This is a genomic window from Ruegeria sp. CDSC002, from assembly GCF_059610905.1.
In genome coordinates, this window is the sequence record NZ_JBXWOM010000019.1 from 21,391 (window position 1) to 43,709 (window position 22,319).

The window sequence follows — 22,319 nt, forward strand, 5'->3', positions numbered from 1 at the left end:
AATTCAGGGGGGGCTCATGGAAGAGTTGATTGAAATCGGAAGATCATTCGTCCAGGCCATGCGTGAGCGCAGGGGCCTTGCAAGTGTTGATGAAATGTACGCCGAAAACGCACAGTCGATAGAGGCAGTCGTGCCTCCGGTTCGACAATTCCGCGTTTCAAAGGGGCGAGAAGCCATCAAGGGAAAAAGAGAGGATTGGTTGGCATCGCATGAAATCCAAGAACTAGAAGTGGATGGCCCCTACGTCCACCCACCCAACCGCTTTGGAGTCCGCTTCAGAGCCGAAGTCGTTCAGAAGGCCACGGGTGAGCGTATGACCCTGCGCGAGATCGCGGTGTATTCGGTGGCGGAAGGCAAGATTGTGCTGGAAGAGTTTTTCATGCTGCCGAAGTAAGAAGAGCGAATAACAACATCGGCTATTTGCTGGTTCAATCAATGCGCACGGCTTTCGGGCGAAGTGAAATTCCGGGCGGAGGTCGGGAATGCAACACAGAACAGTGGCATATTATGTAGGAGTTGATGCTGACGACGCGTCGATTTTGGAATGCGCTGAAACTGCCCATATCCAGAACGACCACTTGAATTGCGTATTGATCGCGGCCCTACCTAACCTGCCTTACCTGAAGTATGGATCAAACAGGTTCGTTGAGGCGGGTCTGCCCTCAAACTGGTTGGACGTTCTTCACGCGAAAAATGCCGCCCTGAAGTCTCGCGCCATTGAAGTTGAAACGCTTCTTGCTGGGCAGGGCGTATCTGCAAATGTAACTGGCTTCATGGGACTTGGAGCAGAGTTACAGAAACTTGTAGCAGAACAAGCCAAATGCTCTGATATCGCTTTTCTAGACGCTGATTTGCGAAAAGACCCCGATTTATTTCACAAGATCACGCGCGGAGTATTGTTTCATTCGCCGGTTGCTCTGATGATAAATGGAGATCCGTTTGCCCAACGCGACTGCGTTTTTTTGGCATGGAATGACAGCTTGCCTGCGTCCAGGGCGACGCATTTAGCTTTACCCATTCTTCTGGCGGCCAAGGAAGTTGTAATTGGATGTTTTGATTTGCCGTCGCCTGAGGACGTAGAAGGTAGTGTGCATGGAACTGACCTAGCTGAATGGCTCGGCCATCACGGTTGCAACGTGACCGTGTCGCAGTTCCAGTGCGGGGGAAATTCAGTTGCACATTGCATTCAAGAACGAGCAAGAGAAGCGGGGGCCGATCTCATTGTTATGGGCGCTTATGGGCATTCCCATTTGCGAGAGTCAGTTTTTGGGGGCACGACGCAAGCAATGTTGGAGCAGACAAGTTTACCAGTGCTTTTCGGACACTGATGAAGTGAGCCGATAACTGTGACTTTCTGGGAGTCATAGCAATCAAAGTTCATCGGTAAATAATTGAGAGACTTTTTTAAGAGTTTGCTTGAGGTTGAAGCGTGTTTGCCTGCCCGTTTTCGCCAAGGAACTCTATCACAATTAACGTGAGTTCATCCCAGTCAGTAAACTCCCTTGCCCCTTCTCGTGGATCGATTTTTCGACCGAGCAAGACGACGTGCTGAAGAATCTCCCTCTCAAAATACCCGTAGTTTTCGGGCCTCACCGCGCCTGCGATCAAAGCCGTCGCATTTGGTTCAAAACCTGTTCGAAGAAGCATTTCGTCAAGATAGTCGCGTGCTTCTTCTCGACCTGACGCGAAAGCAGCTTTTAGACCGACGGAAAGCACGAGGGACTTTCGCTTCATTAAGGCATCTCTATTTGAAGCGACAAATGCTTCGAATGACTTGGGGTGCTTACGCTCGTGGACAGGGGCCAGGAGAATAACCTTGACCACATCGTCAAGTGAAACGTGGCTGTGCATTTCATCGGTATTGATCAGCTTTGCGTCGAAACCGGCATTCTTCGCGAGATCGGTGATGAAGCGCGCAATCTTTGCTGTTTGGCCTTCGACCGTGGTGAAGGCGATGAGTAAGGTCATTCCGATCCTCCCAAAAATCGGTCTGAATAGATTGCTTATTATGAATAAGTGACGTGCGTTGCCCTTGATCTCTATCAAAGGCGTTTCATAGGGGCATATCTGGATCGTTGCGGTATGCTCATGCTGTCCACGCGGAGCATGTTTTTAAGGAAGTTCGTGACGGCATCCATCTCCAAGAAAACCTGCCTTTTCGGCCGGCAGCCTTGAAGCTAGCCAACCCCTGGCGGTCTAGCTTTCTACCTTAAGCAAAAGGCCAAGACAGCGACGAAGATTGAAATACTGATCAACCACACTGCGAGTTTCACTTGTTGGCGTGCGGGCAGGTTTCTGAGCAGTCTAATCATAGTCAAACCTTTCAGACAAAATCCGGTGTGACGCGGTGCCCCGCTCAATCAGATGATCTTCGACGGTGTCCATCATGGCAGGGGGGCCGCAGAGAACAAAAAGCCAGCTTTCAAATTGATCAGAAGACAAATTGCGGTCCAACAGATGACCGTCGATCAAGCCTGTCTCTCCGGACCAATCCTCTGGCGGCTCGGATAGAACAAATACTGTTTCTTCTTTGGACAACTCCTGGCGAAAAGCAATCTGCTCCTCCACCCGGTTGCCATAGATAAGCTTGAGATCGTACTGTGTTCCACTCAACCGTACCTGACGCACAATGCTCAACATGGGCGCGATCCCGACACCACCTGCGATCAGAACAATGCCTTTCTCAGTTCGGTGGCTGATCGACAGATTTCCGTGCGGGGCATCCAGATAGGCCGTGGTTTGCGGAGCGATCTGTCCGAGGCCGCATGTGAAATCCCCAAGTTCCTTTATCACGAATGAAACTTCGGGGCCTTCGGCTGGTGCCGAACTAATCGAGAATGGGTTCTCATGCAGCGAAAAAACACTGTTGCCGACGTTTAGCCAAGCAAATTGCCCTGCTTCGAAGTTTATTCCGTTGTGACCATCTGGCACGACGCGCAACTCCCATTGCTTCGGTGTTAGTCGAGACACAGACGTGACGCGCCACGGTCTTTTCCTCTGACGTAAAGGGCGAACGAGATAGACATACAGCAAAGTTCCAACTGCAATACTGGTTAGGGCAAGCCAGAGATAGGTTAGTAGCGGATGCCCACCGTAGCGCCCAGCATAGACCGTGTGATGCAAAAGCAGGCATGCGATCACCAAGGCTCCTAGCCCGTGTAAGAGGCGCCATGTTTCGTATTTGTAATCAAGGGATTTGCGGGCAATTGCCGAGACGACCAGAATGAACAGTAAAAAATATGCGCCGATACCCGATAACAGCGCAGAAATGTCAGTTGAAATCGTAAGTTGGTTTGTTTCATCCCACGGGCGGCGTCCGCCAGAAGGCGTACTCTGATACAGAAGCGGGTGTATCAGCGTTAAGCCGAGTGCTGTACGCGCCATCAACTGATGCACCCGCATGGTCACATCCATACCTAAGCCGGAAGAGATGAACCTGAACCGCCCAGACAGCAGGAACTCGACTAAGATTATTGAAAACGCAAGCATCCCAAGTCCAGACGCGAGCTCTTGATGAAATGATCGCGGTGGCCATCCCAAAGACCAAGAAAAACCCAAGGGAGCCAAGATCAGCAAAACGTAAATCAACGCCAGATAAGGCCATTTCATACGGTTTTGCTCCGCTGTGTTAAAGGTGGGCAATTCGGGCTCATTTAGAATAAACGCTAAGCTGACCTGGGGTTCCGATCAAGACTACTAAGGTTGGTGGTAACTCCAGCACGACGTGGCAAGTTTGTTGGACAACGGTTCCCGTTTCTGTTCGTTCAGCCGCTCCGTTCGGTCTGGCTGATGCTGAGGTTGCATGCTTGCGCAAGATCAAGGTCCTTGACCGCTTTTCCTGTCATAATGTTGCGCGCGTGAAATCAGACCAAAGGAGGAGGCTCAAAAATGCTAGAAGACAAAAAGTCCCCGCAACTTTTCACTGGAACGCATCCGCTCTCCGACAACTTTCGGCGTGAAATGGAAACTCTGATGTCGCGTTTTTTCGGGGGAGGACCACCTTTCCTACCAATGGAAACGGCTGCGCAACGCACAGGTTTTCCGTCTCTTGACATGACAGGTGCGATTTCACCCGCAATCGATGTCCAAGAAACGGATTCTGCGATTGCCTTGACGGCTGAATTGCCAGGGCTCGAAGAGGATGATGTGGAAATTGAAATCAAGGATCGTAGGCTAATCCTGCGCGGTCAGAAGAAGATTGCGCATGATGAAACGGGCGATCTACGTGTCAGCGAAAGAAGCTATGGCAGTTTTTCCAGAGCCATGTCGCTGCCAGACACTGTGGAAATCGACAAGATTTCCGCAACATTCGACAAAGGCGTTCTGCATATCGAAATGCCGAAGACTGAGCCTCAGGATCCAAGCCGTAAGATCAAGGTATCGTCGAAATAGACGGTCTGTTGGCTCGATACGGGGCTTGAAAATGCCAAAGCAGAGGGCCGATCATGGATCGGCCTTCTTTGAGCTGCGGCCTGATAGATGTTTTTTGATTGAATCCGGGCGGACATCGCAAGTGTTTGTATAAATGCGTTTTATGTACATTCGCACCAAGCCATGGGTTTGGTGTTGTAGCGTGGTAGAATGCCCTCACGTGTTTGGAAAGGGGGTCATAATGCGAAATCCAGAAGCGAGTAGCATTACATCCTCCGGGAATGGTGGTGAAGGTGAGGTGCGGGCATTTCTGGAGAGCCTGACAGGTCCATCGCGCGGAAACGTGAACTGGCTTGTCGATAAAACCCTAACTGTTTCAGTTGACGATGAAAGGGTGCTAAGCCTTCGTCCTAGGGATGACCTGCCTCCCCATGATAACGATATTGCCACCCTACAATGGGCTGACGAAGGTTACACGGTAACCGCGTCAGCAGGGCGCAATGTATGGGTAAACGGGCAAAATGCTTCATCAGTGTCTTTGAGGCACGGCGACATGATCGAGTTCGGCGAAAAGGGCCCTATGTCTCGATACAGGTTGTGCGATCACTCATTTCCCGCACACCACACAGTCGAAGATATTCTCAGTGACGCATATGCTTACACCCGAACGAGCCGTCGACCCTTCGCCAAAAAGATGTCTGGTGCCCTGCGCGATAGTGGGCGGCGGCTTGCGTCTCAGACCACGATACTTTTCAGGATCACAGTACTTGCAACGCTTCTTGTGATCGCGGGGTTTGGTTACCTACTTTACCAAAACGACCGGCGCTTGGCGGATAGTATCGGACAGGAGTCCCGCAAGATCGAAGCGGTCGCGGTTATGCTCGCTCAGACGCGAGAAGATGCACTTACGCCTGATGACTTGGCTTCGTTGCGTGACGCTTTTGAGAACCAGGTTTTGTCGACTGAGCAGCGTCTTGGAACCTTGGAGCAACGGGCGGGGGCACCAACGCGGGTGATAGCTGCCTCCACTCGATCTGTAGCTTTCCTTCAGGGAGCTTATGGATTGCGCCACGTGGAAAGCGGGAAGATATTACGGCACGTTTTGGGACCGAACGGAGAAAACCTGAAAACCCCGTTTGGCCAGCCTTGGATCGAACCGGACGGGACCGGCGAACCTGCAGAATTTCAGTTCACCGGAACCGCGTTTTTGATTGCTGGGGTGCCGTTGATGGCCACCAACCGCCATGTCGCTTTGCCCTGGACCTCGGGGAGTCGAGAAAAAGCGCTGAACGACACTGGTCTCAAGCCTGAAATGTTGAGGCTGCTGGCTTATTTGCCTGATCAGACGGAACCAATAGAGGCGCGTTTGGTCCGGTTCAGCGAAGCGGCAGACTTGGCGATTTTGGCAGTAGAGCCTAGCCGCGTTCACGACCTCGGCATTCCGTTGGCGGATGCCACGTCGCGCGTAGGTGAAGAGCTCTATCTGTTAGGGTATCCAACGGGTTTGAGGGCATTGATCGCGCAGGCTGGTCCGGGCTTTTTAGAGGAACTGGAAGCAGAAGGGACGTTGAATTTTTGGTCGATAGCGTCCCGGCTTTCAGCACAAAGCAAGATACACCCGCTAGCAAGCCGGGGGATAGTTGCGCGGACAAGCGGGAGCGCTATAGTTTATGACGCCGAGACCACGGCCGGTGGGAGTGGAGGGCCAGCATTGAATCGGCGGGGCGAGGTCGTTGCCGTAAATGCTGCGATCCTGCCCGAGTTTGGCGGTTCAAACATCGGCGTCCCGGTCTCACATCTCAGAGCTCTGCTAGGAGAGGTCGAAAGCCAGTGATCATTCGCTCGTTCGGAAGCGCGAGTTTTGAACAAAGAACACTGTGGCCAGTGGAACAATCATCGAGATCACGGCCACGGAGATCAGCAAGTACCCAAGTTGGCTGTAGTCTGCGGTAGACGTGACTTCACCGGTCTCTGGATTTGTGACGGCGCGAGTGACGACGTATGTTTGGTTGAGGTATTTGGTGCTAAGGCTGCTGGCCGACAAAGCCATGTTTGTGAACGATGCCATCACCGCGAAGAAGGTCGCTTTCAACTGAACAGGGGCATTGCGTGCGATCCAAGCCAACATCGGGACCATGGCGATCTGTCCAAGCGGCGACTCAACAGCAGTATCAAGAATGGCAATGAACCTTGCGTCGACAACTCCGCCGGTATGCGCCGCCGTCCATTCGTGCACACCGTAGTAGAGGGCAAGGTTAGGCAGAGCGAGAACGCCCGCCGCAATCGTTAGCAACACCACCACATGCGCAATCGAGCGGGTGGCCATAAATGGTCGAAGGACGATTAACCCGAGCAGGGCCAGCATCGAAGTTAACAAAGCCAGAATTGCCAGGAATTGCTCATCGAACCCCAGTTCATCGATTTCAAACCAAGTCAGGCCTGGTCCCGGCAGAGGAACGGCACGAAATACAAAAATGACTGTCGCTGTCCCGATCAAGGCTTTGGCTTGGGCTGGTTCCAACTCCTTCAGCAGACGCGACATGAGGTAAAGGATCACCGTCAGGGAAACCGCAAAAACGGTCTCTTGCGCGAATTCGAAATCTGCGGTTCCCAGCACGATGCTGAGCACAACGAATGCAAGGCCGCCGAGCAATATGGACCATTTGACTTCGGTGGCTTCATCCGGCGTATGTGGCGGGTGGCCGCACTTAATAAGCTGACGCTGGATAAAGCTGTGAAGAACGACTCCACTAACGGACAACACCGGGATGGTCAGAGCTATCAGATATACTTGGCCATAAAGCGCAAGGCGTTCGGATTCTTGCAGTTCTTCGGTTCCAGAGAATATCCAGATGTTTACAGCCGCAACCGCCGCAAACCCGGAAATGATCGAAACTCTGCCCAAGGTCTGCATCGTTGTGTGCTGTGCACGAGTTTCTTCCGGCAAAAATGGTGCGCCGCTCTGGTCAACCTTTGGCACCGCCTCAACCGTCATGGCGTCGGCAACAACGTCCTGAATTGCATAGCCCGAAGGCGCCAAGAGCAAGGCAACAACATACCAATCTTCCAGCGGCATGAAACTGGACATCAGCGCAGGTGCGGTCACGAGCCCGTACATGGTGAGCAAAGACAACGTGATCAAGGACGCGCCGAACAAGATCAGCAGGGACTTCCAGCGCCAAAACAGGTCCACGACATGACCAAGCGGCATTTTGAGTATCCACGGGATACCAGCCCAAAATGCTAGCCCTGCAACGAAAGAGGCGGATAAATCGAGGTAGTCTTTTAGGAAAAAAGCACCGACGACCGAGGTCAGGCCGGACACGCCGGCCGCAAAATAGACCATCAATGGCGGCAGATAGGACCATTGCAGCTGCTGAACCAGATCCACAAACGTTCTATGCCACCAGGCTGAAAGTTTTGATCCTATGGAAGTTTGGTCAGTCGTCATATGCCGTGGCAGTTCGTTGAGGCCTTTGGGTCGTTTTGTCTAGTTAGAGAAATCCAGATCCGAAAAGCAATGCACTGGTGATCACCCCAAGGATCGGTACCACAATAGGAACTCGGAAATGCTTGGCGGCCTCGTCCGGCTGCATCTTCAGCTGGATCAGCGAAATGTTGACGAGCACAAAGACGCCCAGAACGATCTGAGACGTGCGCTCTGCCAGGGTACCAATCGGTATAGTTTGGGTCAGCAGAACGATGATTGCGACGACCAGCAAAGTAGCAACTACTGGTGTCTGCGTTGATTTAGGGACTATCGCCAGAACCTTCGGCAAATGGTCACGGTCAGCTAGTCCGTAGATCACCCGCGAGGCCATAATCATCTGAATCAGTACTCCATTGACTGTCGCCACAATCGCGACTGCGGAAAAGCCCTGTTTGATGACCTCGGGCGCGTTTGAAAACACGAGCGCGAGGGGTGCTGCGGACGTCGAAAGAACATCGATCGGCACAACAAGTAGAACCGTCATTGAGGTTCCTAGATACAACACGGCCGCCAGAACGAGCGTTAGCAAAATCGCTTTTGGGATGGTGCGCACGGGGTCTTTAACCTCTTCCGCGACATTAGCCATGTCCTCGAAGCCAACAAATGCAAAGAAAGCGAGAAGTGATGCTGCGAAAATGCCTCTCCACGCGTCGAGTTCCAGCGGCGGAAGCATCGAACTGATCCCGTATCCCTGCGGATCCTGGATCGACATGCCCCAGCCAATCACAAAGAGAAGACCTGCGATCTCAATGATCGTGATGACAGCCGCAATAAAGACAGACTCAGTGATCCCCCAAAGCGCGATTAGACCCATGATCAAAACAACACTGATAGTCAAAATAGGGATCGCAAAACCGGTCAAAGCGTGAAGGTATGATGCTGCGCCAATTGCAACGGCAGAAGCGGAGATAACGCCCGAGGCTGCCACCGCAAGCCCAACGAAAACCGCCATCCAGTTTTTCCGAAATCCCGCCTCAACATAGGCTGCTTCACCTGCGCTGACAGGAAATCGAGTTGTGAGTTCTGCATACGAAAGCGCGGTGAGTGATACGACGAGCGCGGCTACAACGAACGACAACGCCGCAAACGGTCCGGCAATGTCTGCTGTTGCGCCGACTAAAACGTAAATGCCCGCTCCGACCGTTACTCCAAGGCCATAAAGCGTGAGCAACGGGGTCGTAAGGGCCCGTCTGAGTTTCTGTTCGTTTGGATCAACAGAGTTCATAACCGATTTCCACAAACTGCCCATTCAGAACGTCGTCAGAGGCGTCCGTCTCGTTTTTGTCCGCGATTGGCACAGCGGCTTAATCCGATGGTCAAAGCTGCATCGAATGCCTTGTGTCTCAACGCCTGGGCGCATTGGGCGCCAATCAAGTAACACGGGGGCTCGCCACCACTCCTGCCGAGCCCCCTTGGGTGGAACTTCCACTCCTTAAGAATTCCGTTCACCTTTGTGTTTGCTTGGGGACAGACCGGTGAACGTAGAACAGGCTAAAACATTCGTATTTCACTATGTGATTCTTGTTGGTGCTTTGATCCATGTCAATCAACTCGCGGTCGGCGGTCTGCGAGGCTGAATCCCAACCAACTGTCGTTTGCCTTCGGACTTAAAGGCAAAGCAAACATGTGAGGCGGTTTGAGATTTAGGGTAGAAAGCTATTCTTGATGCTCTGGAACCTGTTACCAACCTTGGGCTCGACTGGTTGCATCGCGTGTCGCATCACCTCTGGCGAATTCGTTGGCATTTGAACGCTTTGGAAGGAGTGCCGCCAGGGCGCAAGGGGGAGTGAGGTCAATGACGAAGTGGCGTAGTTGGAGGCCGCCTGGATTGAACTTGGCGCGTGCTCAAGCGCCATTCGACCGAAAAACCAATCTTCGTGCTGAAGCGTTCAACATGAGCGAGGTCAAAGAAGTTTCTTAAGGATGCGGTTTAAATAGATCTGCATCCGGGGCAGTAAATTGGAGAAGCATATGCAGATTGTTCGCGGAATTTTACTGGCACTGTTCGTCACGGGACCCGTTCTGGCGCAGGACGTCAGCGTCGATGAGGGGCGTAATTTGTACCGGACGTATTGCTGGCAATGTCACGGTTTCGAAGCGACCGGAGACGGGCCAATGGCGGAAATGCTGGCTATTCGAACGCCCGACCTCACCAAGTTGGTGGGCCAAAACGACGGTGTGTATCCAATAGATCGCATAGCTGAACAGATTGATGGTCGTTCACAATTGCTCGCCCATGGTGGCGAAATGCCAATCTTTGGCGCAGTGTTTGAGACAGACCAACAAATCGCGGTGGCTTTGCCCAATGGGCAACGAATAATGGTAGGTTTGCCGTTGGCGAATTTGCTCGCCTTTCTTGAATCGATCCAGTCTGAATAGTCATGGACCAATTGGTTCATCCGTGTCAGCCGTTCGTCTGATTGACATGAGAGTCAGCGGCGGCCCCAACACCTCGAAGGCAACTGTACTGGCTAGGGTAAAGGCCATGATCGACGCGGCCCAATCCGGAAATTGCTCTCCGGCGACAAGAGCCATTCCGACCGCAACACCGGCCTGTGGTAACAAAGCGGGGCCGAACCAACCGGTCTGACGGCGAGGCAGGCCGCCAAGTCTCGCTCCGCAGTAACCTCCGACAAGGCGGGCCACGGCGCGCAAGAATAGGAAAAGAGCACCAGCCCAGCCCATCAAGCCGAAGGCTTCAATATCCAGCGTGGCGCCAGCCAGTAGGAAGAACAAAATCATGAACGGCCACTGAATGTGCTCGATCTCATGAAAAGCACGGTCGTGATGGCGGGCAAGATTCCCAATAACTGCGCCCGCAACCATGCCTGCTACCAAGAATGAAACCTCCAGCCAAAGCGCGAGGCCCGCTGTCAGAAAGACGATACCCATTGCTTCTGCCTGCATTGGCTCTCCCGGCTTCAAGCGACCGGTGAGGTAAGCGGATGGCACGCCTAGCGCGGAACCCAACAAAATAGCCCCTCCGAAATCCCACATCGCTGTGGTCGTGATGGTGGCCCAACCGTCCGAATGACCGGCCAGAACCAATGCGACGCTGAAAGCGATCAGACCCCAAGCGTCATCAATTGCGACTATGCCCTTTAATGTCTCGGTGAAGCTGTTGGACACCCCAGATTGTTTGATCACGTCTGTCATGGCGGCCGGAGCAGTAGCCGTAGAAATTGCCGCCAGCACCAACGCCAACCCGAAGGGTACGCCAATTGCGGTCAATCCAGCAGACACAATAACAAGGGTTGCAACCACGATTGAAATCGAAATCGTCAGAATGGCTCTGCCATGCCGAACCAAGTTCTCGCGGGTTAAAGAACCTCCAAGAAGAAACGCGACCATCGTTAAAGCCACAATGGAAATCTCGTCGAACCGCATTGCAACGTCGAGTGGGATCAAACCCATTCCGGCGTTCCCGGCGATCAAACCGAGGAAAAGCAAGGTTGTAACACGAGGAAGATGCGTGACCCGGCCAAGTTGGTCGGCCGCCAATCCGGCAAGGAAGAGGACACCTAGGGTAATCAGAAAGCCGGCAATGTGCATAGAGATCCAAGCGTTAAGTTCTTGTCTAAACTACTTTAACTCCAACCCTGCAATCTTGGAACCGATGTCGGAGAGAATGCCAATGTCCCGTCGCAGCCTAAGCCGAAGATCCTAAAAAATGGGGGATATTGATTTGTATTAAGGCGAAAGCGCGCCGCAGGTGGCACAATAGCTCATTCAGGAAATGAGGAGGAACTTTCGATGCCGACAAAGAAATCTAGCACAAATAGCCCGACCTCACTTGTGGATGTTTTCAAGCAAATGCAGCCGCCCATGTCTGGCAATCCAGCCTTCGGTGCCCAGATCGAACAATTTTGGGACGCACAAGGAAAAATGCTCGAAGAAACAGAGGCCTTTGCACAGCATTGGTTCGAACGGCGTCATGAGGCGGTCCGGACGGCTCTACAAGCTGCACGCAATGTGTCGTCCGCGAACCCGTCCGATCCATCGAAAGCCTTTCAGAGCATGGCGGAATGGCAGCGCCATTCAGCTGAGCGGTTGGTTGCTGACGCGCAGGAATGGTTCGAAACTGTGTCCCGTTGTGCATCTTATGTCGCAGAAACAGAAGCTGAAGCTGTTGAGAAAACAGTTGGTGATGTTGCAGCCGCTACAAAGAGCGCGGGGAAATCTTCAAAGTCTGAGCCTGTGTAGGTTTCCTGCTGCCGAAATACCAAACTGAAATCATCTGCGCAGTAGATAGGAGGTCAAATGTACAAGAATATCCTGATCCCGGTTGCTCTGGACAAAGAACATGACACTCAAGCGTCGTTTAAGGCTGCGCGCCAATTGGCTGATGCCGACGCTGTTTTCACCGTTGTGCACGTCCAAGAACCTATTCCGGCATATGTGGGTTCTCAGATTCCAAGTGAAGTGCTTGCACATACGCGGCATGAGATATTGGAGAACCTACAAAAGACTGCCTCTGAAATTTCAGACGCGAAGGTACAGCTCATCTCCGGACATGCGGGTAGGGCAATTGTCGACTTCGCAAACCAGAGCGACGCCGATTGCATCGTCTTAGCTTCGCATAAGCCCGGATTCGAGGACATATTTCTAGGTTCCACTGCGAACAGAGTCGTGCATCATGCCAAGTGTTCGGTTCACGTAATTCGGTGATCCAAAGCTAGCGATGCGAGATCTCTATGGGGTCTTGTCAGAAGAACTTGGGTAGAGCGCTGCAGGGCGGTTGCGTGTCTTTTGCCATTAGCAGACCTGCCTCTTTCAAGTACTTTAAAACCAGTCTCGAAATCATCCGCCTTGCGGTGATGTTGTACATCCGTTTCACGCTCATTCTGACGTCAGCAAAGCACATCAAACTGCAATTGGTGCAAGTACCGCGAATCCACACTTCGTCCGCAACGTAGACGTTTCAGCAAGTTGCAGCCAACGTCCGAGTTGCGGGCTAAGCCGCCGTTCGCTGCTGCGCGGCACGTTTCGTTTGAACGAACGACGAATTTACGGACAAAACCACCGTTCAGTTTTTAGGTGGTTCGTAGGGATCAGGCGTTCCCGGTGGGATTGGAGGGTATTCCTCGAACGTTGCAGTGTGTTCCTGCAATTGAGGCAACGCCTTTTCGACCGCCCAAGTGTGTGGAAAGAGTACGCTTTCACGCTCGTGTGGATCATTAAGAAGGTTGTAGACCCTTGGTGTGTCGAAAGACTCCGTTGCACCAAAAGCCGTCGTATTCTCTTTGAAAAGAACTTTCCAATCCTTCCATTTTACGCCGAATATCTGCTCGCCCATGTAGACGATCACGCCTTCTCGGTTTGAGTTTGGTTGGTCACCAAGAAAGAACTTTGACTGGTCGACACCATCAAAGGCCCTGTCATCAGGCACCTTGCCCCCTGCGAAAGCCGCAAGTGTCGGATAGAGATCCATTGAGTGGACAACATCGTTGCTTTCAGAACCGGTAGGGATCTTTCCCGGCCACTTGATTGCAAAGGGTACACGCATACTTCCTTCGAGGCTGGTGAACAGAGTACCGCGCCAAGGCCCGGCCGTACCATGTACCGCAGGAACTGGCGAGACGTTGGCGTTCCCAACCGGAAGAGCTTCGGGGCCGTTGTCAGCAGTAAATATCACCACGGTGTCGTCGGAAACGCCTGCCGCCTCAATCGCATCAACAATACGTCCGATATAGCTATCTGTTTGAAGCAGAATGTCGGCCCAGACGCCGTTTCCAGTGGCGCCTTCGAACTCCTCGGACGCGATGTTTGGATAGTGAGTCTGAGTATAAGCAAGATAGATGAAAAACGGCGCGTCTTCGGCACTCTTCGCTTCGATAAACTCGATGGCCTTCTTTGTCAGGTCGCCATCTATTTTGCCGCGATAGTCCAGATCGTAGTCTTGAGCGATGGTTGCTGGCTCGCCTGCAACACCCTGCATCACAACCGGCTCTTCCATGTTGGCATCGGCAAAACCCGGAAGCGTGCGCCAGACTGTAACGTCAGTGGTCTCAACGCCGTAAAACTCATCGAAGCCTTGATTCGTTGGATAGCGCCCTTCGGTCCATCCAAGGTGCCACTTACCGTACATGGCCGTGTTGTATCCTACCTCCTTCAGCATCTCGGCCATCGTGATTTCCCATTGGGTCAGACCGTAAACGCCACCTCCCAGTGGGACCGTGTGGTTGCCGCTTCGGATACCGTATCGTCCTGTCATGGTCGCTGCTCGGGACGGCGTGCACTGGCTTTCCACGTTGAAGTTTGTGAGTCGTAGCCCCTCCGCAGCGAGGGCGTCCATCTCGGGGGTCGCTGTACCTCGGATTATGCCGCCTCCATTGAACCCAGGTTCGCCCCAACCAAAATTATCTAGAAATATGAATACGATGTTGGGTTTGTCTTGAGCTGAAGCGCCCGTGGCAAATAGAACAGATAAGGACAGTAGGAATGTTCGCAATAACCACTTCATGACATCGCCTCTAATCAAGATCACGAGCTCAAGACTGAAGAAACACGTCACCATTCGTCAAGAACGTTCACTCGTTGGGGTACTTTTTCTCAGTGGCTGAAGTCAAAGGAGCGTGCGAAACTGCGGTCGGGGATTGGTAGCACCTCCTCCAGGACTTCTTGTACTCAACTCAGAAAAATCGTTGTTTTTCTTGACGAACAGCCGGATCAGATGTTGCCATGGACTGGCATTCAGTTCGGCTGGGAGGTTCAAATGAAGTTTTTTTTGACGACGTCGACGGCAATAGTTTCCGCAGCATTCATAGCAAGCCCATCAAATGCTCAAGAGGCAGCACAAGGTGGGCAAGTTGGAGAGATGACCATATCGGTCGATGATATGCGTGAACCCGCGCCTGCAGATTTCTCACCTTATGCAGGTCGAGACTTTCCTACACGCCCACTTTGGGGTGACACTCACCTGCACACGTCAAATTCACTCGATGCTCGCGGATTTGGCGTCATTCTGAGCCCCGACGATGCCTATAGGTTTGCACGTGGTGAGGAAGTCACCACATCACACGGCCTACGCGTGCAGTTGTCGCGTCCGCTCGACTGGCTTGTCGTATCCGATCATTCAGATGCCATGGGGGCCATGAATGAAATCGTGGCAGGGAACTCCACGCTGATGCGAGACCCAACGCTTCGAGACTGGAACGAACGTCTCAACGCCGGTGGAGACGTTGCGCTTGGCGCAACAATGGAAGTCATCGAAACCTTTGCTGGCATCACCGGGGATGCTCTTCCCGAGGCTGTTTCAGATCGCAGGTTTGTACAATCCGTGTGGGACGAGTTCACGCAAACTGCGGATCATCACAACGCGCCCGGCACATTCACTGCGTTCATCGGATACGAGTGGACGTCCACCGAAGCTGGAAACAACCTCCATCGTAACGTGATCTACCGGGATGATGCCATTCGCGCTCGGCAAATGCTGCCCTTCACAACCGCGGAAACCTTCAATCCAGAACGGCTATGGGACTGGATGGAAACATATGAGCAAGAGACTGGCGGTCGTGTACTGGCCCTTGCCCACAACGGCAACGTTTCCAACGGCCTGATGTTTCCGGTTGAGACAAACCCTGAAACGGGTGAACCGTTGACGGCGGATTACGCAGAGCGGCGTGCCAAGTGGGAGCCGATGTATGAGATCACCCAAATCAAAGGTGACGGAGAAACGCACCCGTTTTTAAGCCCAAACGATGAATTCGCAGACTATGAAACTTGGGATAAATCCAACCTCGGCCCAACGCCCAAGGAAGACTGGATGCTCCAATACGAGTATGCCCGTGAGGCCTTGAAGAACGGTCTTAAACTAGAGGATCAGCTGGGTACTAATCCGTATAAATTTGGCGTGGTGGGCTCTACCGACAGCCATACGGCTTTGGCAACAGCGGAAGAAGACAATTTCTTTGGCAAACACTCTGGCGTCGAACCAGAACCCGGCCGTTGGCAACATGTCGTTGGCGAGTTCGATGCCTTGAGGATTCTCGGGTGGGAAATGGCAGCCTCTGGCTACGCAGCAGTTTGGGCTGAAGACAACACACGCGAAGCCATATTCGACGCCATGGAACGGAAAGAAGTTTACGGGACAACCGGAAGTCGCATTGCGCTCCGTTTCTTTGGCGCCTGGGACTTTACGGAAGAAGATGCAAGATCCCGTTTGCCCGCCGAAATAGGATATGAAAAAGGCGTTCCGATGGGTGGAGACCTCTCACAAGCACCTGAGAGCGCAGACGCCCCAACTTTCCTCATCGCTGCCCTGAAAGACCCATTTTCCGGCAATCTCGATCGTATCCAGATTGTGAAAGGTTGGTTAAATGCCAGCGGTGAAACTGAAGAGCGGGTTTATGACGTGGCTTGGTCAGGAGACCGAGAACCTGATGCGGATGGAATTCTACCATCGGTGGGGAATACCGTGGATGTCGCTACAGGCACATTTACCAACTCCATAGGGTCTCCAGAGCTGATCACCGTTTGGACAGACCCTGAGTTCGATCCTTCAGCGCGGGCTTTCTACTATGCCCGTGTCTTGGAAATTCCCACGCCGAGGTGGACTATCTACGACTCCGTTCGGTTCGGAGACGAACTTCCCGCGGAGGTTCCGACTTCAACGCAGGAACGCGCGTACACTTCGCCAATTTGGTATACGCCCGAGAACTGAAATATACCTAATCCAATGTCGTAGCGGAAAAGCCCGGCAGTTCCTGTCGCAGCAACACTGGGTTAATGCGTTCATGCGAATGTCCGCTTAGGGCTCTAAGCAGACGTTCGTCGAAATTTCGTGAAGGACCGCATCGCGGGACAAAGCAACCGTTCGCTGCTGTTTAAGCCAAACTACGGCTCCGCGGCCTTTTCGGCCTGGCATTGCTGTTAGCCAGCAGAATGAACAAACAGCAGCGAAATCGACCCCACAAGGATCAGGCTCAGCGCCCATATTACGTCCAGATTGAACCACCCTTTCGAAAGGAATCTCGAGTTCCAAACTTGTTTTGCAGAAATTCCCTGTAAATTTCCGGTTATCAGGGAAATCCCGCCTAAAGCGACCCCGCCAAAATGCGCCACTGAGACTAGGGCCGGAATTGCGCCCTGAGTGTACGGTCTGCTCTGTCTCTGATTGAAAGCGCATGCGCCAACTCGCGGGAATTGCGGTACAATTCCGGGTCAGAAAACACAACTGAAGTGAGACAGGTATGAGTGGCGGTGCTGTCAGACTAATTCGAACCAGTCTCAGCTAGGCCAGTGACGCTGTCCTTTATCCTGCACCAAGTTGACGCCACTCGCTAAGAGCGGCGGCGCGGGTCAGCTTGAAGGTGTCTCGACTGGCTAGCGATCTTTCCTGGTTGAAGTGGTTGTAGACAGAGGAATGGACGGAGGCGAATTTCTGCAAACTTCGCATGCGCCTGAAACGTTGCATAGCGCGCTCTCTTCGTCGGAAAGGCAGGTGCGAATTCTCAACGCGTTTGTTGAGCCACCTGCCCGTCTGTTGTTTTTCGAGAGCACCCAAATCTCTGAGCGCTGCTTTGTAGGATGCAAAACGTTCGGTCACGACCTCCTCGGCGCAACCGCGCCGTTTCATCAATTTCTTAAGGAATTTCAGTGCTGCAGCTTTGTTTCGGCGTTTGGTGACAACGGCTTCCAGCACCTCGCCCTCGTGATCAACTGCACGCCAGAGATAGCGGTGTTTGCCATTCACCTTCACAAAGACTTCGTCCACGTGCCACTTCCATTTCGAGAACGCGCACAGCTGCTGCACCCGCTTCCGCCTGATCTCAGCAGCAAACATCGGGCCGAACCTATTCCACCAGTATCGGACAGTTTCGTGGCTCACGTCGATGCCTCGCTCGTGCAGTAAATCTTCGACATTCCGAAGCGAGAGTGCAAACCGAATATACAGCATCACCGCAAGGCGGATAATCTCAGGGCTGGTTTTGAAGTATTTGAATGAGGCAGGTCTGGTCATGAACAAAAGCTACGCAACCGCCCTACCGCTCTCAAGCAAAGTTCTTCTGACAAGACCGTACTGGAGTAGATTTCAACGTTTTGGGATTAGCAGAGTGCGTCGCACCTCTTAAACACACCTCAATCTGCATTTCAGGCAGTGCGAAAAGCAATCATTGTCAAGTCATCCAAACGTTCTTCCTTCGTACTATAGTCTTGAAAAGCGCTGTGAATAGCCGACAATAGCTCTTCCGAACACGACCACTCTTCCTGTTCAAATACAGATACCACTCTCTGAAAACCAAAAGCTAAACGTTTTTCTCCACCTAATTGGTCAATCAAGCCGTCAGTTGAAACAAAAAAATCTGTGATTTGATCCAATTGAACTTCGTGTTCGAAAAATTTTGGGCCAATTGGAGTATCCACATACCCAATGCTCAGCTTGTCACCTCGGATTCGGTCAATGCCGGTATTGGATTTGACCAAAAGAGACATATGCGCACCTGCAAACGTCGCTATCCCTTTTGCTGAATCGATCTGGCATATCGCAGCGTCCATGCCGTCGTTGGAAGCCCCGTCTGCAGTATCCTGTTTTAGAAGTGCACGCGTCAAATCGCTCAACTTGGACAGTGCCAGCGACGGGCTAAGCATTTCATTTTCGAAGTAGAGCCGCTCAAGAGAAGCGATTGCTAACATAGTCATGAAACCCCCAGGAACGCCATGACCTGTACAATCAATTACGGCGAGCGTCGAAATTGGGCCATCCGACTTAATCCAGTAGATATCTCCTCCAACCAAATCGCGAGGTTCCCATTTAACAGCAAAATCGGCAAATGCGGCATCACACTGACTTGTCGTGGGTAACAAACCCTGTTGAATTCGCGTGGCATAATTTACGCTTGCGACGATCTGATGGTGCGCCTCTCGGATTTCGTTGACTCGTTCAACCTCTCGATCCAGCATTGAATTATAGCTTTGAACTACTTTGCCAATCTCATCTTCCGACTCGTATGGGACAATCTGAGGGTCATCGTATCGCTCAAATCTTTCGATGGCTTTCAACATTTGGCCGAGAGGTCTGTTGATGAGCCATAAAAATGCAGCAGCGCCTGCTAAGATCAGTGCAAATCCGCCGAGAATTCCAAGAAGGACCACAACCCCTACTTCTGTCCTTAGCTCATTGTTCAAGATCTCCTGATCAATTCGGGCCAACATCGTGGTCGGCCCTGCTGCCGTGGGAACAGTAACGACGATGTCTAAGCCAGGTTTTTTTATTTTGTCGCATCCTATAGCAGGCCAGGAAACCAGAGTTTCTGAGCTTTGTTCTAAACTCTGTTCAGCGCAGATAACGTAAGGAAAACCCGAATAGACCGCCAGCAGGCTCGTTGCTTGCGCAAGATTTCCTGCTTCAACCAATTCAGCCAACGGGCGCGCGATACGATTGGAAATCGTTGCAACTTCCGCGGCAACCTGATCTGTTTGAGCTTGCCTTTTGAATTCATAGTAAAAGAGAAGCACAATGGCGTTTAGCACACCTCCGAGCAGGAGGGTCGCCAGAATATGCTTCAGGAATATTCGGCGCTTCAAGAATGTCCAGAGTTTACGCACTAAATGCCTCTATAGTGTCCGGCATTTAGTTCCCGATGTTCTTCATCGCGGCCTGAAGAGCGTCACGATTATTGACGATCATCTGTACAACTTTGTAGTCCCCGGAAACTTCCCGAACTAGAAAGTCTGCGGTCACGGTGTCGCCACCTTCGGTTATCATTTCAGAGCAGACGAAATAGTCACTTCCCGCAAGAATAACCATTGGATGAACATTTGCAGGATAAACGGTTTCAAACGCGTTGGTGGTCGTGTCCAGATAAGTGTAAGAACCGTCGACCATCACTCCATCAACATGTGAAATCATGGCGGATTGGAGCTTTGCCTTGACTTCAGTTGGAATGTCGGCCGCTGCTGCCGGGTTGGACGATATTACTACGGCGACCATACACAATAGCCTAATCATGCTAACCTCCCCACTAATAACACTGCACAATTGATACACTAAAAATGCATAAATGTGTATCTTATGATATTAAGGCCTGAATTGAACTTGGTTCCACCCAAGCATGACCAAGGGGAACAAATGCTTGCAAGCGAAGTCTACGAACTGCGCGCGAACCTGCGCCGACAAGGCGTTGTCTTTGCATACAGTGGTTATGTAACTGAAGGTATCCTCAGCGGTGTTGGCGATGCGTTAAAGCAGAAATTAGTGTCTGAAGACGCTGACACCAAAACTCTCCGAAGTGTTTTCGCTGTTTTTGTCGAGCAAATGCAGAACATCATCAGATATTCTGTTGAACGACTACCGACCGACGGTGAGACTGAGGTGCTGGACATAAGTTACGGCATTGTGACCATCGGAAACGAGGCCGGCGGGTATGTCGTTCATGCGGGCAATCTGATCCTTTTAAGTGACGTAGACAACATGCGAAGACGGCTTTCAGAACTACGCGCCATGAATCGTGAGGAACTTAGGGCCGCATACAAAGACCAACTCCGGTCAGAAACTGACGCTGTCGGCAATAGTGCAGGTATCGGGTTAATTGAAATTGCGCGTCGAGCGTCAAAGCCAATCGAATTTGATTTTATGCGGATTGACGATCAGCACGCATTCTTCGCACTCAAAGCGACGGTTTAAGAGGGTACGGATGCAAAATATTGATATCCCGGCAACAAACCGCACTCCGGCCGTCGCGTTCGATTTTGACGTTGGCCACCTCAAACTGATTGGGGAGTCCTACCCTGAGGATGTTACGACCTTCTACAACCCGTTGTTTGATGCTTTGAAAAGTTGGTTGTCGGATGGCTCAATATCCAAATGTCGATTTGAATTTGAACTCATCTATTTCAATTCGTCCAGCGCCAAGGCCATCATGATGATCATGGAGCTTTTGGATTCCGCTGCTGAGGCGGGAAAAAGCGTTGACGTCTATTGGTTTCACGACCCCGAAGACGAGACCATGGAAGAACTTGGGGAGGAGTTTGGGGAGGACCTGAAACATGCCAAATTCACACTGGAAAAGTTGTTGGATCGATGACTATCGACGATCTCTTTGTTCGCGAGAATGAGGCTTTGGAAGTCGCGGAAGCAGCTTTAAACAGTGGACAATTTCCGAATGATGAAACGCGCAAGTCAATTGAAAACCTTGTCGGAGAATACAGAAAGCTGCTCAGAACCACGCGGCGCATGATGCGATTGAGTGATCGCAACGAGCGGGAATTGAATGCATTAGCCGAAAAACAGCGCATCGCCGCCGAAGAGGTTACCCAGAAAAACCAAGAGCTTGAGGCATTGTCAGGAAAGCTTGCCAAATACTTATCGCCTCAAGTCTACAACTCGATCTTTTCCGGTCGCCAAGAAGTTAAACTCGCGAGTAAGCGAAAAAAGCTGACAGTGTTTTTCTCGGACGTCGCCGGCTTCACAGAGCTTACGGATCAGATGGAGTCGGAAGATTTAACAGAACTCCTGAACAGCTACCTGACTGAAATGGCGGAAGTCGCTCTGAAACACGGTGCGACGATAGATAAGTTTATCGGCGACGCAATCCTTGTCTTCTTTGGAGACCCGGAGACTAAAGGTGTGCGGGAAGATGCTTTGGCATGCGTGAGAATGGCAATTGCAATGCGAGACAAGTTGGCAGAGTTGCAGGCAAAATGGAGGCGTCAAGGAATTAGACAACAGTTACAATGCCGTATTGGTATCAATACCGGCTTTTGTACTGTCGGAAACTTTGGGAGTGACGACCGTATGGACTACACCATTATTGGTGGGGCTGTGAACGTAGCTTCTAGGTTGGAGCATCAAGCCGACGAGGGTGCGATTTATATCTCGTACGAAACTTGGGCGCACGTAAACCACGAAGTAGAAACAGAAAAAGTCGGCGCCATCCAGGTAAAGGGTGTGGCTCAACCTGTCATGACCTACCGTGTCTTAGGTCAAAAGAATTCGAGACCGCGCGTAGAAAAAGTTGTATACGAAAACCCGAATTTTCGAATGGTGTTAGACCCGAGCTCAATGACATCAGAAGAACGCGCCGCGAGCTTAGAAATACTCAAGTTGGCGCTTGCTACACTCCGCAAAAACGAACACTGAAGTCGGGCAGCCAGTGTTTGAAGTGTTTTGGCAACATCTCTGGAAGGTGCTGTCAGACGAATTCTAACCAATCTCAGTTTGCCGCGGAAACTGCGAACCTATCCGGAACAGAGTTGACGCCACTCGCTAAGAGCGGCGGCGCGGGTCAGCTTGAAGGTGTCCCGGCTGGTGAGCGATCTTTCCTGGTTGAAGTGGTTGTAGACAGAGGAATGGACGGAGGCGAATTTCTGTAAACTTCGCATGCGCCTGAAACGCTGCATCGCGCGTTCTCTTCGTCGGAAAGGCAGGTGCGAGTTCTCGACGCGGTTGTTGAGCCACCTGCCCGTCCTTTGTTTTTCGAGTGCACCCAGGTCGTGGAGCGCGGCTCTGTATGAGGCG

The 22,319-nt window shown here is 51.9% G+C and carries 21 protein-coding genes; 11 read left to right on the top strand and 10 right to left on the bottom strand.

The annotated features are described in order from the left end of the window. Positions 1 to 16 precede the first annotated feature (16 nt). Together AC2FJE_RS22560 and AC2FJE_RS22565 are read left to right on the top strand one after the other, a co-directional pair. A complete protein-coding gene (locus AC2FJE_RS22560) occupies positions 17 to 394 on the top strand; it encodes a nuclear transport factor 2 family protein (protein WP_282121556.1) in 378 nt (125 codons plus the stop codon). 88 nt (positions 395 to 482) lie between these two features. Further along, positions 483 to 1,328 carry a universal stress protein gene (locus AC2FJE_RS22565; RefSeq protein WP_496754839.1) on the top strand — a complete coding sequence of 282 codons (846 nt, stop codon included), beginning with the start codon at positions 483 to 485 and terminating at the stop codon, positions 1,326 to 1,328. Between the two features lie 76 nt (positions 1,329 to 1,404). On the opposite strand, the gene AC2FJE_RS22570 is transcribed toward AC2FJE_RS22565, so the two are convergent. Both AC2FJE_RS22570 and AC2FJE_RS22575 read right to left on the bottom strand, forming a co-directional pair. Further along, a complete protein-coding gene (locus tag AC2FJE_RS22570) occupies positions 1,405 to 1,968 on the bottom strand; it encodes a flavodoxin domain-containing protein (RefSeq protein ID WP_282121558.1) in 564 nt (187 codons plus the stop codon). 336 nt (positions 1,969 to 2,304) lie between these two features. Next, positions 2,305 to 3,609, bottom strand: coding sequence for a ferredoxin reductase family protein (locus tag AC2FJE_RS22575; RefSeq protein ID WP_496754842.1), 1,305 nt, complete (start codon positions 3,607 to 3,609; stop codon positions 2,305 to 2,307). A gap of 363 nt (positions 3,610 to 3,972) precedes the next feature. Here AC2FJE_RS22575 and AC2FJE_RS22580 point away from each other — a divergent pair, with 363 nt between their 5' ends. Together AC2FJE_RS22580 and AC2FJE_RS22585 are read left to right on the top strand one after the other, a co-directional pair. Continuing rightward, the gene (locus tag AC2FJE_RS22580; protein ID WP_282121560.1) at positions 3,973 to 4,392 is read left to right on the top strand and encodes an Hsp20/alpha crystallin family protein; all 420 of its coding nucleotides are present in this window, start codon (positions 3,973 to 3,975) and stop codon (positions 4,390 to 4,392) included. Between the two features lie 220 nt (positions 4,393 to 4,612). Then, positions 4,613 to 6,205: a trypsin-like peptidase domain-containing protein gene (locus AC2FJE_RS22585; RefSeq protein ID WP_496761500.1), complete on the top strand. Its 1,593-nt coding sequence runs from the start codon at positions 4,613 to 4,615 to the stop codon at positions 6,203 to 6,205. On the opposite strand, the gene AC2FJE_RS22590 is transcribed toward AC2FJE_RS22585, so the two are convergent. Next, on the bottom strand, positions 6,206 to 7,822 hold the full coding sequence (locus AC2FJE_RS22590; RefSeq protein ID WP_058274667.1) for an MFS transporter: 1,617 nt from the start codon (positions 7,820 to 7,822) through the stop codon (positions 6,206 to 6,208). Positions 7,823 to 7,865: 43 nt separating this feature from the next. Beyond that, entirely contained in the window at positions 7,866 to 9,086 is a 1,221-nt protein-coding gene (locus AC2FJE_RS22595; protein WP_496754849.1) for an APC family permease, read from the bottom strand. 746 nt (positions 9,087 to 9,832) lie between these two features. Here AC2FJE_RS22595 and AC2FJE_RS22600 point away from each other — a divergent pair. Then, entirely contained in the window at positions 9,833 to 10,240 is a 408-nt protein-coding gene (locus tag AC2FJE_RS22600) for a c-type cytochrome (protein WP_282168729.1), read from the top strand. Here the strand turns inward: AC2FJE_RS22600 and AC2FJE_RS22605 are convergent, their stop codons facing one another. Next, positions 10,241 to 11,413, bottom strand: a complete 1,173-nt coding sequence (locus tag AC2FJE_RS22605; protein ID WP_282168730.1) for a cation:proton antiporter — start codon at positions 11,411 to 11,413, stop codon at positions 10,241 to 10,243. A gap of 201 nt (positions 11,414 to 11,614) precedes the next feature. Here AC2FJE_RS22605 and AC2FJE_RS22610 point away from each other — a divergent pair, with 201 nt between their 5' ends. Together AC2FJE_RS22610 and AC2FJE_RS22615 are read left to right on the top strand one after the other, a co-directional pair. Next, positions 11,615 to 12,064, top strand: a complete 450-nt coding sequence (locus AC2FJE_RS22610) for a phasin family protein (RefSeq protein ID WP_496754855.1) — start codon at positions 11,615 to 11,617, stop codon at positions 12,062 to 12,064. A 57-nt stretch (positions 12,065 to 12,121) separates the two neighbouring features. Then, entirely contained in the window at positions 12,122 to 12,529 is a 408-nt protein-coding gene (locus AC2FJE_RS22615; RefSeq protein WP_282121552.1) for a universal stress protein, read from the top strand. A gap of 358 nt (positions 12,530 to 12,887) precedes the next feature. Here the strand turns inward: AC2FJE_RS22615 and AC2FJE_RS22620 are convergent, their stop codons facing one another. Beyond that, positions 12,888 to 14,378 (bottom strand): arylsulfatase, encoded by a 1,491-nt coding sequence (locus AC2FJE_RS22620; RefSeq protein WP_496754857.1) that lies wholly within the window; start codon positions 14,376 to 14,378, stop codon positions 12,888 to 12,890. 198 nt (positions 14,379 to 14,576) lie between these two features. On the opposite strand from AC2FJE_RS22620, the gene AC2FJE_RS22625 reads away from it, so the two are divergent. Then, positions 14,577 to 16,523: a DUF3604 domain-containing protein gene (locus AC2FJE_RS22625; protein ID WP_496754859.1), complete on the top strand. Its 1,947-nt coding sequence runs from the start codon at positions 14,577 to 14,579 to the stop codon at positions 16,521 to 16,523. Between the two features lie 591 nt (positions 16,524 to 17,114). Here AC2FJE_RS22625 and AC2FJE_RS22630 read toward each other — a convergent pair. The 3 genes from AC2FJE_RS22630 to AC2FJE_RS22640 form a co-directional block, all read right to left on the bottom strand. Then, positions 17,115 to 17,822: an IS6 family transposase gene (locus AC2FJE_RS22630; RefSeq protein WP_496754862.1), complete on the bottom strand. Its 708-nt coding sequence runs from the start codon at positions 17,820 to 17,822 to the stop codon at positions 17,115 to 17,117. Positions 17,823 to 17,953: 131 nt separating this feature from the next. Then, positions 17,954 to 19,408, bottom strand: coding sequence for a SpoIIE family protein phosphatase (locus AC2FJE_RS22635; RefSeq protein ID WP_496754864.1), 1,455 nt, complete (start codon positions 19,406 to 19,408; stop codon positions 17,954 to 17,956). A 25-nt stretch (positions 19,409 to 19,433) separates the two neighbouring features. Then, a complete protein-coding gene (locus tag AC2FJE_RS22640) occupies positions 19,434 to 19,811 on the bottom strand; it encodes a hypothetical protein (protein ID WP_496699989.1) in 378 nt (125 codons plus the stop codon). 87 nt (positions 19,812 to 19,898) lie between these two features. On the opposite strand from AC2FJE_RS22640, the gene AC2FJE_RS22645 reads away from it, so the two are divergent. The 3 genes from AC2FJE_RS22645 to AC2FJE_RS22655 are packed head-to-tail and all read left to right on the top strand — an operon-like array spanning position 19,899 to position 21,941. Beyond that, positions 19,899 to 20,486 (top strand): SiaB family protein kinase, encoded by a 588-nt coding sequence (locus AC2FJE_RS22645; protein WP_496761501.1) that lies wholly within the window; start codon positions 19,899 to 19,901, stop codon positions 20,484 to 20,486. Between the two features lie 10 nt (positions 20,487 to 20,496). Beyond that, positions 20,497 to 20,886 (top strand): DUF1987 domain-containing protein, encoded by a 390-nt coding sequence (locus tag AC2FJE_RS22650; RefSeq protein WP_282151851.1) that lies wholly within the window; start codon positions 20,497 to 20,499, stop codon positions 20,884 to 20,886. Then, a complete protein-coding gene (locus AC2FJE_RS22655; RefSeq protein ID WP_496754868.1) occupies positions 20,883 to 21,941 on the top strand; it encodes an adenylate/guanylate cyclase domain-containing protein in 1,059 nt (352 codons plus the stop codon). Before AC2FJE_RS22650 ends, AC2FJE_RS22655 begins: the two co-directional genes overlap by 4 nt. 98 nt (positions 21,942 to 22,039) lie before the next feature. Here the strand turns inward: AC2FJE_RS22655 and AC2FJE_RS22660 are convergent. Continuing rightward, positions 22,040 to 22,319 (bottom strand): DDE-type integrase/transposase/recombinase (locus tag AC2FJE_RS22660; protein WP_496761502.1); only part of this gene is annotated, 280 nt, incomplete at its 5' end.

Coding starts and splice junctions, on each gene's coding strand:
- AC2FJE_RS22560 (WP_282121556.1), top strand. CDS start 17: ATGGAAGAGTTGATTGAAATCGGAAGATCATTCGTCCAGGCCATGCGT.
- AC2FJE_RS22565 (WP_496754839.1), top strand. CDS start 483: ATGCAACACAGAACAGTGGCATATTATGTAGGAGTTGATGCTGACGAC.
- AC2FJE_RS22570 (WP_282121558.1), bottom strand. CDS start 1,968: ATGACCTTACTCATCGCCTTCACCACGGTCGAAGGCCAAACAGCAAAG.
- AC2FJE_RS22575 (WP_496754842.1), bottom strand. CDS start 3,609: ATGAAATGGCCTTATCTGGCGTTGATTTACGTTTTGCTGATCTTGGCT.
- AC2FJE_RS22580 (WP_282121560.1), top strand. CDS start 3,973: ATGTCGCGTTTTTTCGGGGGAGGACCACCTTTCCTACCAATGGAAACG.
- AC2FJE_RS22585 (WP_496761500.1), top strand. CDS start 4,613: ATGCGAAATCCAGAAGCGAGTAGCATTACATCCTCCGGGAATGGTGGT.
- AC2FJE_RS22590 (WP_058274667.1), bottom strand. CDS start 7,822: ATGACGACTGACCAAACTTCCATAGGATCAAAACTTTCAGCCTGGTGG.
- AC2FJE_RS22595 (WP_496754849.1), bottom strand. CDS start 9,086: ATGAACTCTGTTGATCCAAACGAACAGAAACTCAGACGGGCCCTTACG.
- AC2FJE_RS22600 (WP_282168729.1), top strand. CDS start 9,833: ATGCAGATTGTTCGCGGAATTTTACTGGCACTGTTCGTCACGGGACCC.
- AC2FJE_RS22605 (WP_282168730.1), bottom strand. CDS start 11,413: ATGCACATTGCCGGCTTTCTGATTACCCTAGGTGTCCTCTTCCTTGCC.
- AC2FJE_RS22610 (WP_496754855.1), top strand. CDS start 11,615: ATGCCGACAAAGAAATCTAGCACAAATAGCCCGACCTCACTTGTGGAT.
- AC2FJE_RS22615 (WP_282121552.1), top strand. CDS start 12,122: ATGTACAAGAATATCCTGATCCCGGTTGCTCTGGACAAAGAACATGAC.
- AC2FJE_RS22620 (WP_496754857.1), bottom strand. CDS start 14,378: ATGGTGACGTGTTTCTTCAGTCTTGAGCTCGTGATCTTGATTAGAGGC.
- AC2FJE_RS22625 (WP_496754859.1), top strand. CDS start 14,577: ATGAAGTTTTTTTTGACGACGTCGACGGCAATAGTTTCCGCAGCATTC.
- AC2FJE_RS22630 (WP_496754862.1), bottom strand. CDS start 17,822: ATGACCAGACCTGCCTCATTCAAATACTTCAAAACCAGCCCTGAGATT.
- AC2FJE_RS22640 (WP_496699989.1), bottom strand. CDS start 19,811: ATGATTAGGCTATTGTGTATGGTCGCCGTAGTAATATCGTCCAACCCG.
- AC2FJE_RS22650 (WP_282151851.1), top strand. CDS start 20,497: ATGCAAAATATTGATATCCCGGCAACAAACCGCACTCCGGCCGTCGCG.
- AC2FJE_RS22655 (WP_496754868.1), top strand. CDS start 20,883: ATGACTATCGACGATCTCTTTGTTCGCGAGAATGAGGCTTTGGAAGTC.